The organism is Kitasatospora sp. NPDC059722, assembly GCF_042733235.1.
GTDB lineage: Bacteria > Actinomycetota > Actinomycetes > Streptomycetales > Streptomycetaceae > Kitasatospora.
In genome coordinates this window covers 64,006-73,294 of the sequence record NZ_JBHWGD010000001.1, presented here as the reverse complement: position 1 = coordinate 73,294, position 9,289 = coordinate 64,006, and the positions used below count along the sequence as shown (strand labels likewise).

At 74.1% G+C, this 9,289-nt stretch carries 8 protein-coding genes; all 8 read left to right on the top strand.

From position 1 onward, the window contains the following. Positions 1 to 3 precede the first annotated feature (3 nt). Entirely contained in the window at positions 4 to 156 is a 153-nt protein-coding gene (locus ACFV4F_RS00300; RefSeq protein WP_380499842.1) for a hypothetical protein, read from the top strand. A 63-nt stretch (positions 157 to 219) separates the two neighbouring features. Next, positions 220 to 1,488, top strand: a complete 1,269-nt coding sequence (gene alc / locus ACFV4F_RS00295; protein WP_380499841.1) for an allantoicase — start codon at positions 220 to 222, stop codon at positions 1,486 to 1,488. Positions 1,489 to 1,555: 67 nt separating this feature from the next. Next, positions 1,556 to 3,016, top strand: a complete 1,461-nt coding sequence (locus ACFV4F_RS00290; protein WP_380489468.1) for a catalase — start codon at positions 1,556 to 1,558, stop codon at positions 3,014 to 3,016. A gap of 269 nt (positions 3,017 to 3,285) precedes the next feature. Next, a complete protein-coding gene (locus ACFV4F_RS00285; RefSeq protein WP_380437830.1) occupies positions 3,286 to 4,065 on the top strand; it encodes an IclR family transcriptional regulator in 780 nt (259 codons plus the stop codon). 205 nt (positions 4,066 to 4,270) lie between these two features. Next, on the top strand, positions 4,271 to 5,200 hold the full coding sequence (locus tag ACFV4F_RS00280; RefSeq protein ID WP_380499840.1) for a metal-dependent hydrolase: 930 nt from the start codon (positions 4,271 to 4,273) through the stop codon (positions 5,198 to 5,200). Positions 5,201 to 5,384: 184 nt separating this feature from the next. Beyond that, the gene (locus ACFV4F_RS00275) at positions 5,385 to 6,473 is read left to right on the top strand and encodes a PDR/VanB family oxidoreductase (protein WP_380499839.1); all 1,089 of its coding nucleotides are present in this window, start codon (positions 5,385 to 5,387) and stop codon (positions 6,471 to 6,473) included. Between the two features lie 61 nt (positions 6,474 to 6,534). Further along, a complete protein-coding gene (locus ACFV4F_RS00270; RefSeq protein WP_380499838.1) occupies positions 6,535 to 7,455 on the top strand; it encodes a M24 family metallopeptidase in 921 nt (306 codons plus the stop codon). Continuing rightward, the gene (locus tag ACFV4F_RS00265; protein ID WP_380499837.1) at positions 7,452 to 9,209 is read left to right on the top strand and encodes an SDR family oxidoreductase; all 1,758 of its coding nucleotides are present in this window, start codon (positions 7,452 to 7,454) and stop codon (positions 9,207 to 9,209) included. Before ACFV4F_RS00270 ends, ACFV4F_RS00265 begins: the two co-directional genes overlap by 4 nt. Positions 9,210 to 9,289 lie beyond the last annotated feature (80 nt).

Here is a 9,289-nt window from a genome sequence, read left to right as displayed (position 1 = left end):
CCGGTGACCCCGTCCGCGGGGTTGACCCGGCCGGGCGCCGTGCGCACCCCGGGGCTGCGCGGCGGGGTCGTGGACCCCGCCGCCGAGCGGTTCGGCCGGCAGCTGGCCCGCCCGGCCGCCCCCGCCCCCGCGGCCGCCCCGCCCGGGTCGAACTGACCCGCGCCGCCCGGCCCGCACCCACCCGCACCGACTCGCACCGACTCGAACCGAGGAGACGACGTGACCACCGCCGACACCCCGAGCGCTTCCTTCACAGAGCTGGTCAACCTGGCCTCCCGGCTGCTGGGCGCGGGCGTCGTCGCCACCAACGAGGACACCTTCGCCGACGCCGAGAACCTGCTGGTCGCCAAGCCCGCCGAGTTCCGCCCGCACACCTTCGGCCACAAGGGCCAGATCATGGACGGCTGGGAGTCCAAGCGCCGCCGCGGCGTCTCGGCCGACCAGCCGCACCCCACCGACCAGGACCACGACTGGACGATCGTCCGGCTGGGCTCCGGCGGCGTGATCCGCGGCGTGATCGTCGACACCGCCCACTTCACCGGCAACTACCCGGAGAGCGCCCGCGTCGAGGCCGCGTCCGTACCGGGCCGGCCCTCGCCCGAGGAGGTCGCCGCCGCCGAGTGGACGACGCTGGTGCCGCGCACCGCGCTCAAGGGCGACACCGTCCACGAGTTCGCCGTCGAGGACGACACCCGCTACACCCACGTGCGCCTGAGCATCTTCCCGGACGGCGGCGTCGCCCGCCTGCGCGTGCACGGCGAGGTGCTGCCCGACCCGCGCGAGCTCGACGGCCTGACCTTCGACCTCGCCGCCCAGGAGTACGGCGGCGTGGCCGAGGCGGCGTCCGACCGCTACTTCTCCTCCCCGCACAACCTGAACGCTCCCGGTCGCGCCTCCGTCATGGGCGAGGGCTGGGAGACCCGGCGTCGGCGCGACAAGGCCAACGACTGGGTGCAGATCGCCCTGGCCGGGGGCGGTGAGGTCCTGGCCGCCGAGGTGGACACCACCCACTTCGTCGCCAATGCCCCCGGCTGGGCCGACCTCGTCGGCTTCGACGCCTCCACGGGCGGGAACCCCTCCGAGGGCGCGGACGGCGAGTGGTTCGAGATCCTGCCCCGCACCCGCCTGCAGCCCGACACCCGCCACCGCTTCCGGCTCGACGTCGGCCGACCGGTGACCCACGTGCGCATCAACGTCTACCCGGACGGCGGCCTCGCCCGCCTGCGCCTCACCGGCCGGCTCACCGAGGCGGGCCGCGCGGCCCTCGCGCTGCGCTGGTTCAACGCCGTCCCGGCCGCCGAGGCCGCCGCCGCGCTCGCCGAGGCAGGTCTGAGCGCCGACGAGGCCGCCGCGCTGACCGCCGCCCGCCCGCTGGCCGACCCGGCCGCGGCCACCGCCGCCGTCGCCGCGCTCCAGCCGTCCGACGGCCCCGACGGCGAGCACTCCTCGCGGCGCCGCTCGGCGCTCTGGCGCCTGCTCGGCGTCTGAGCCCCCGCCCGGTCCACCTCCTCCCCTCGTCACGCACCGCCTGTTCCGACACCTGAAGGACCCCTCCATGTCCAAGATCCTGACCACGGAGTCCGGCGCCCCGGTCGCCGACAACCAGAACTCGGCCTCGGCCGGCGAGTACGGCCCGCTGCTGATCCAGGACCAGCAGCTGCTGGAGAAGCTCGCCCGCTTCAACCGCGAGCGCATCCCGGAGCGCGTGGTGCACGCCCGCGGCTCCGGCGCCTACGGCTACTTCGAGGTCACCGACGAGGTCTCGCAGTACACCCGGGCGGACTTCCTCTCCGAGGTCGGCAAGCGCACCGAGGTCTTCCTGCGCTTCTCCACCGTGGCCGGCGCCCTCGGCTCCAGCGACGCGGTGCGCGACCCGCGCGGCTTCGCGCTGAAGTTCTACACGGGCGAGGGCAACTACGACCTCGTCGGCAACAACACCCCGGTCTTCTTCATCAAGGACCCGGTGAAGTTCCCCGACTTCATCCACTCGCAGAAGCGCGACCCGTACACGGGCGTGCAGGAGGCCGACAACGTCTGGGACTTCTGGGCCCACTCGCCGGCCTCCACCCACCAGATCACCTGGCTGTTCGGCGACCGCGGGATCCCGGCCTCCTACCGCCACATGAACGGCTACGGCTCCCACACCTACCAGTGGGTCAACGCCAACGGCGACGCGTACTGGGTGAAGTACCACTTCAAGACCAACCAGGGCATCCGCTCCCTGGACGGCGACCAGTCCGCCGAGGTGCTCGGCGCCGACGCCGACTCCCACCAGCGCGACCTCCACCAGGCCATCGAGCGCGGCGTGTTCCCGTCCTGGACCCTCTACGTCCAGCTGATGCCGGTCGCCGAGGCCGCGGACTACCGCTTCAACCCCTTCGACCTCACCAAGGTGTGGCCGCACGCCGACTACCCGCTGGTCAAGGTCGGCCGCCTGGTGCTCAACCGGAACCCGGAGAACGTCTTCGCCGACGTCGAGCAGTCCGCGTTCTCGCCGAACAACTTCGTGCCCGGCATCGGCCCGTCCCCGGACAAGATGCTCCAGGGCCGCCTGTTCGCCTACGCCGACGCCCAGCGCTACCGCCTCGGCGTCAACCACACCCTGCTGCCGGTCAACGCGCCGCGCGCCACCGAGGCCAACAACTACGGCCGCGACGGCTTCATGGCCGCCAACAGCGCCGGCCGCGCCAAGAACTACGAGCCCAACTCGTACGACGGCCCGGCCCAGACCGACAACGCGCTCGCCGCGCCGGTCAAGCTGGACGGCCACACCGGCACCTACACCACGCCGGCCCACACCAAGGACGACGACTTCTTCCAGGCCGGCGAGCTCTACCGCCTCATGTCGGCCGGCGAGAAGACCCGCCTGATCGACAACATCGCGGGCTTCCTGGCCCAGGTGACGCGCGACGACATCGTCGAGAAGAACCTGGCCCACTTCCACGCCGCCGACGAGGAGTACGGCGCCCGCCTGGAGGCGGCCGTCGCCAAGCTCCGCGCGGGCGACGAGGGCTGACACGGGCTCCGCCACCTCCGCTCCTCCTCCACCCTCACCGGCCGCCGGGGCCCGCACCCCGGCGGCCGCACGACGGGCCTTCCCCCTGGGCAGTGGGGGAGGGCCCGTCGCGGCGTTTTCCGCCCCCGCGTGCCTCCGTGCGCCGCCCGGTAAATCCGTGAATACGGAGCTGCACGGAATATTCACGGAGAGCAGTTGCCGGAGCCTTCGGGTCGATAGGCTGGAGGACGCCCGCGGTCGCTCCGTGGGGGACATCGGAAGGGGACGACATGTCGACACCAGCCCCGGGTCGTCACGCCGCGCTGGACCAGGGACTGCCCGGTCCGTTCACCTCCCTGCAGCACGCCCTCAGACTGCTGGAAGCCGTCGACCGGCACTCCGACGGCGCCACCCTGGTCGCCCTCGCCCGGGAGACCTCGCTCGGGCTGCCCACCGTGCGCCGGCTCGCGGAGATCCTGGAGATCGAGGGCTACCTCCAGTGCCAGGACGGCGGCTGGGTGCTCGGCGGCACCTTCGCGCTGCTCGGCCAGCACAACCGGGAGCAGCTCGTCCGCGCCCGGCTCAACCGCAAGCTCGCCGAGATCCGCGACGAGCTGGGCGCCGCCGTGTACTTCGGCCGCTACCACGACGGGGAGCTGACGGTCGAGGCGGTCTCCTCGTCCGAGTACGCCCCGCCGGTGCACGAGTGGGTGGACTTCCGGGCCACCGCGCACGCGAGCGCGATCGGCAAGTGCCTGCTCAGCCAGCTCGACTCGGACGGCCGGCGCGACCACCTCTCCCGCCACCCGGTCGCCCGGCTCACCTCCCGCACCGTCACCGACGCCGACCAGCTGATGCACCGTCTGGAGCGGCAGCCGGCCACCGTCCCGGTGCTGGACATCCAGGAGTACGCGCTCGGCACGGTGTGCGCGGCCGTCCCGGTGACGGCGGGCAGCACGGTCGGCTGCCTGGCGATGTCGATGCCGGTGGACAACGTGCACCGGCTCAGGGCGGCGGCCGAACTGCTCGCGGCCCGGGCGGCGCCGGTGATGCTGGCGATGGCGGTCTGAGCGCCGCGGTCCGTTCGACGGAGCCCCACCGGAGAACCGGTGGGGCTCCGCGCGTTTCCCGGGGCGTTCTCCGGCGCACATCACTTATTAGACTCGATGTCGATAAGAGCCGCCGAAACCCTTGTCCCCGTCGCTACCCGCGAGTACGTTTCCCTGAGTCGAGCCGCCGCCCCGAGCCGCCGCCCCCAGGTCAGGAGGGCCCGCCATGCCCCGATCCACCCCCGTTCCCGCCCTCGCCGCCCCTGCGGCCCGCGTGCACGAGAGCCTCGTCCTGGAGCCCCGGGACGTCCGCTTCGACTGGGCCGCCCTCTCGCTGCACTGGATCCCCGACGAGCCGATGGCCACCCACGTCATCAACGTGCTGCACCTGCTGCTGCCCGAGGGGGAGCGCTGGTTCGTCAAGGTGTTCAAGGAGGCGCTGCCGCTGATCCGGGACGAGCAACTGCGCGAGGAGGTGCTCGGGTTCATCGGCCAGGAGGCCATCCATGCGGAGGCGCACCAGGAGGTCCTCGACCACCTCCTCGGGCAGGGGCTCGACCCGCGTCCGTACGTGCGGCAGGTCGCCTGGCTGTTCCGGCGCGTGCTCGGCGACAAGCCCGGCCTGTCGCCCGCCCGGCGGCGCGAGAACATCATCGAGCGGGTCGCGTTCATCGCGGCCATCGAGCACTTCACCGCCTTCCTCGGCAACTGGGTGCTCAACTCGCCCGGCCTGGACCGCGCCAAGGCCGACCCGACGATGCTCGACCTGCTGCGCTGGCACGGCGCCGAGGAGGTCGAACACCGCAGCGTGGCCTACGACCTGATGGTCCACCTCGACCCGGGCTACCTGCGCCGGATCCGCGGGATGGCCGTCTCCGGGCCGCTGCTGGTGCACCTGTGGGTGCGCGGCGCCCGGTTCATGCTCGCCGCCGACCCCACCCTGGACGGGCGGATCAAGCCCACCTGGCGCGAGGCCGGCCGGATCGCCAAGCGCGGGCTGCTGCCCGACCCGGTCAACTCGATCCGCTCGGGCCTGCGCTACCTCAAGCCCGGCTACCACCCGACCCAGGAGGGCTCCTCCAGCCAGGCCCTCGGCTACCTCGCGACCTCCCCGGCCGCCCGCGCCGCGGCGGTGGCGGTGGCGGGGAGCGGGTGACGGGGGTGGCTGACAGGTGACGGCCGACAGATTTCAGATAACAGATAACAGAAAACGTTATCTGTTATCTGAAATCTGAAAGTTGTCAGCCGTCAGCCGTCGGCGGTTGCCCGCCACGAGCCACCAGCCGCCCCCCGCGCGCCCCCGCCCGCCCCGCCCGCACCGACGCCAAGGAGCCCGCCGGATGGACCTGCTCAACCCGCCCCCCGACCTCTACGGCCGCCCCGGCGCCGACGGCTTCATGCGGCGGCTGACCGCCTTCGGCGACCGCTACTCCCCGGCCCTCGGCGGCCCGCTGCTGCGCCGCAACCCCCGCCGCCCGCTCAGCCGGCCCACCCCGCTGCTGCAACTGGTCGTCGCCGCCCGCCGCGAACTCGCCACCGACGTCGTCGAGTTGACGCTGGCCGACCCCTCCGGCGGCCCGCTGCCCGGCTGGCAGCCCGGCGCCCACCTGCGGCTCGCCCTGCCCTCCGGCCGCGAGCGCCACTACTCCCTCAGCGGCGACCCCGCCGACCCCGCCACCTACCGGATCGCCGTCCGCCGGCTCCCCGGAGGCGGCGGAGGGTCCGCCGAGATCCACGACACCCTCCACCGCGGCACCCGCCTCACCGCCCGCCGCCCCCGCAACGGCTTCGCGTTCTGCGCCGAGCCCACCGTCCTCCTCCTCGCCGGCGGCATCGGCATCACCCCCCTCCTCCCCATGGCCCGCGAGGCGCAGCGCCACGGCCTCGACTGGCGGCTCGTCCAGGTCGGCCGCAGTGCCGACACCCTCCCGTACGCGGACGAGCTGCGCGCCCTCGACCCGCGCCGGGTCGTGCTGCGCACCGACGACGAGCACGGCGGCGTCCCGACGGGCGACGAGCTGCTCGCGCACGCCCCGCGCGGCGCGGCCGTCTACTGCTGCGGGCCGGCCCCGATGCTGGCCTCCGTCCAGCGGGCGCTGGACTCCTCCCCGGCCGGGGCCCTGCACTTCGAGCGCTTCGGGGCCGCCCCGATCACCGGCGGCAAGCCCTTCACGGTGCGGCTGGGCGCGGACGGTCCGGCGCTCGACGTGCCGGCCGACCGGTCCGCCCTGGACGTGCTGCGCGAGGCCCGGCCGGACCTCCCGTACTCGTGCCACCAGGGTTTCTGCGGCACCTGCGAGGTCCGCGTGCTGGCCGGCGGCCCCGAGCACCGGGACCGCCGCCTCACCCCCGAGCAGCGGGCCGCCGGCGCCCTGCTGCCCTGCGTCTCCCGGGCCGCCGAGGGCGAGACCCTCGTCCTGGACCTCTAGCCGGACCCCTGACCCCCCAGGCGCCCCCCACGAGCGTGCTCGACCTGCAGAAGGAGCCCCGATGCCCCCGACGGCGAAGCTGCCCCCGACGGCGAAACCGACCCCGTCCTTCCCGTACGACGAGCGCGACCTCGCCCGGTTCCGCGAGACGCAGCAGCTCGCCTACGACTGCGCCGAGGAGGTCGCCGCCTGGATCGAGCCGGGCGTCACCGAGCGGCAGGCCACCGCCGAGCTGCGCCGGCGCCTGGTGGCGGCCGGGGTCCAGGATTTCTTCCACGTCCCGTTCGCGTGGTTCGGCGACCGGACGGCGTTCCGGCACTTCCGCACCCCGCTGCAGTTCTTCGCGGGCAACCGCCGCCTGGAGGAGGGCATGCCGTACGTCCTCGACTGCGCGCCGATCGTCGACGGCTACACGGCGGACATCGGCTACGGCGGCAAGGTCGGGGAGAACCCGGTCTGGGACCGCCTCGCGGCCGACCTGCGGGTCTACCGGGAGCTGATCCTGGCCGAGGTGCGGGCCCGCCGCCCGCTGGACGAGGTGTACGCGGCCGTGGACGCGCAGCTCGCCGAGCACGGCTACGACAACCGCCACCGGGTCTACCCTGGCCGGGTGATCGGCCACCAGGTGACGAGGACGACCGCGCGCGGTCCGGCCGGGGTCACCGTTTTCGGCTTCGGCGTGCGCACCCTGCAGACCCTCGGCCGCGAGCTGGTCTCCGAGCGCCTGCACGGCCGTTCGCCGCTGTGGGCGGACGGCCGCTCGTCGCGGCACGCGCCCACCCCGGGGCTGTGGGCGGTGGAGCCGCACATCGCCTTCCGGGGCGTGGGCATCAAGTTCGAGGAGCTGCTGGTCGTCACCGAGGACGACGCCTACTGGCTCGACGACGACCTGCCGCACGTCCGCCGCTGGACGTCCGGGTCCACGTCCCAGTCCGCGCCCACGTCCGCGCCCGAGCCCACCGCCCTGGAGACCGCCCGATGAGCGAGAGCCCGATGAGCGAGAGCCCGATGAGCGAGAGCCCGAAGACCCGCCGGACCGTCCGCTCCGGCGGCCTGCCGCTCGCCGTCTACGAGCAGGGCGACCCGGACGCCCCCACCGTCCTCCTCGTGCACGGCTACCCCGACACCCACGCCGTCTGGGACGACGTCGCCGACGACCTCGCCCGCGACCACCACGTGGTGCGCTACGACGTCCGCGGCGCCGGCGCTTCCGGCGCCCCCGCGACCCGCGACGGCTACCGCCTGGAGCAGCTCGCCGACGACCTGTTCGCGGTCGCCGACGCGGTCAGCCCCGGGCGCCCGGTGCACGTCGTCGCCCACGACTGGGGCTCGGTCCAGTCCTGGGAGGCCGTCACCTCGCCCGGCGCGGAGGCCCGGATCGCGTCCTACACGACGATGTCCGGGCCCTGCCTCGACCACATGGGGTACTGGCTGCGCCACCGGCTGCGCCGCCCCACCCCGCGCCACCTCGGGCAGCTGCTCCACCAGGGCCTGCACTCCTGGTACATCACCGCGTTCCACCTGCCGTTCCTCGGCCCGGGCGTGTGGCGCCTCGGCCTCGCCCGCGCGTGGCCGCGGGTGCTGCGCGACCTGGAGCACGTCACCCCCCGCCCGGGCCACCCGCAGCCGGGCCTGCGCCGGGACGCGGTGCGCGGCATCGAGCTGTACCGGGCCAACTTCGGCCCCGCGCTGGGCAGTCCGCGCGAGCGGCCGACCGAGGTGCCGGTCCAGCTGGTGACCCTCACCCGGGACCGCTACGTCGGCACCTACCTCTCCGAGGGCCTGGAGCGCTGGGCCCCGAACCTCACCCGACGGACGCTGCGGGCCGGCCACTGGTCGGCGCTGCTGGAGAAGGGAGCGCACGTGGCCGGTATGGTCCGCGAGTTCACGGCGAAGGCGGAGGCGGGCGACGGGCGTCCGGCGAAGGGCGACGGCCCGCTGGTCGTCGTCACCGGCGGCGGCAGCGGCATCGGCCGGGCCACCGCGCTCGCCTTCGCCGAGGACGGCGCCCGGGTGGTGGTGTGCGACCTCGACCTCGCCGCGGCCGAGCGTACCGCCGAACTGGCCTCCCTCATCGGCCCGCAGGCCCACGCCTACCGGGTGGACGTCGCCGACGGCGCCGCGGTGGACGCCTTCGCGAAGGCCGTGGCCGCCGACCACGGCGTGCCCGACGTCGTGGTCAACAACGCGGGCATCGGCCACTCCGGGACGTTCCTGCAGACCACCGAGCAGGAGTGGCGGCGCGTGCTGGACGTCAACCTGTGGGGTGTCATCCACGGCTGCCGCGCCTTCGCGGCCCTGATGGCCGAGCGCGGCGAGGGCGGCCACATCGTCAACGTCTCCTCGGCCGCCGCCTACCTGCCGTCCAAGGCGCTCACCGCGTACGCGACCAGCAAGGCCGCGGTGTTCATGCTCTCCGACTGCCTGCGCGCCGACCTCGCGTCCCACGACATCGGGGTCTCCACGATCTGCCCCGGCATCGTGAACACCAACATCACCCGCACCTCGACCTTCTCCGCCACCACCGCCGACGAGCAGGCCGCCAAGCAGGCCCGCGCCGCCCGGCTCTACGCCCGCCGCGGCTTCCCGCCGGAGAAGGTGGCCGCCGCGATCCTCCAGGCCGTCCGTACGAAGAAGCCCGTCGTCCCCGTCACCCCCGAGGCCAAGGCCGCCCGCCTCCTCAGCCGCCTCAGCCCCGCCCTCCTGCGCCTGGCCGCCCGCCTGAACGTGACCTGAGGCCGGTACGGGTCTGCGACAGTGGGTGCGCACCGCACATCGCGGCCCGATCCTGCCAGTACGGCGGAGGATCGCGGGTG

Excerpts from the sequence above, each read along its gene's own strand:
- ACFV4F_RS00290 (WP_380489468.1), top strand. The coding sequence starts at position 1,556 with ATGTCCAAGATCCTGACCACGGAGTCCGGCGCCCCGGTCGCCGACAAC.
- ACFV4F_RS00285 (WP_380437830.1), top strand. The coding sequence starts at position 3,286 with ATGTCGACACCAGCCCCGGGTCGTCACGCCGCGCTGGACCAGGGACTG.
- ACFV4F_RS00280 (WP_380499840.1), top strand. The coding sequence starts at position 4,271 with ATGCCCCGATCCACCCCCGTTCCCGCCCTCGCCGCCCCTGCGGCCCGC.
- ACFV4F_RS00275 (WP_380499839.1), top strand. The coding sequence starts at position 5,385 with ATGGACCTGCTCAACCCGCCCCCCGACCTCTACGGCCGCCCCGGCGCC.
- ACFV4F_RS00270 (WP_380499838.1), top strand. The coding sequence starts at position 6,535 with ATGCCCCCGACGGCGAAGCTGCCCCCGACGGCGAAACCGACCCCGTCC.
- ACFV4F_RS00265 (WP_380499837.1), top strand. The coding sequence starts at position 7,452 with ATGAGCGAGAGCCCGATGAGCGAGAGCCCGATGAGCGAGAGCCCGAAG.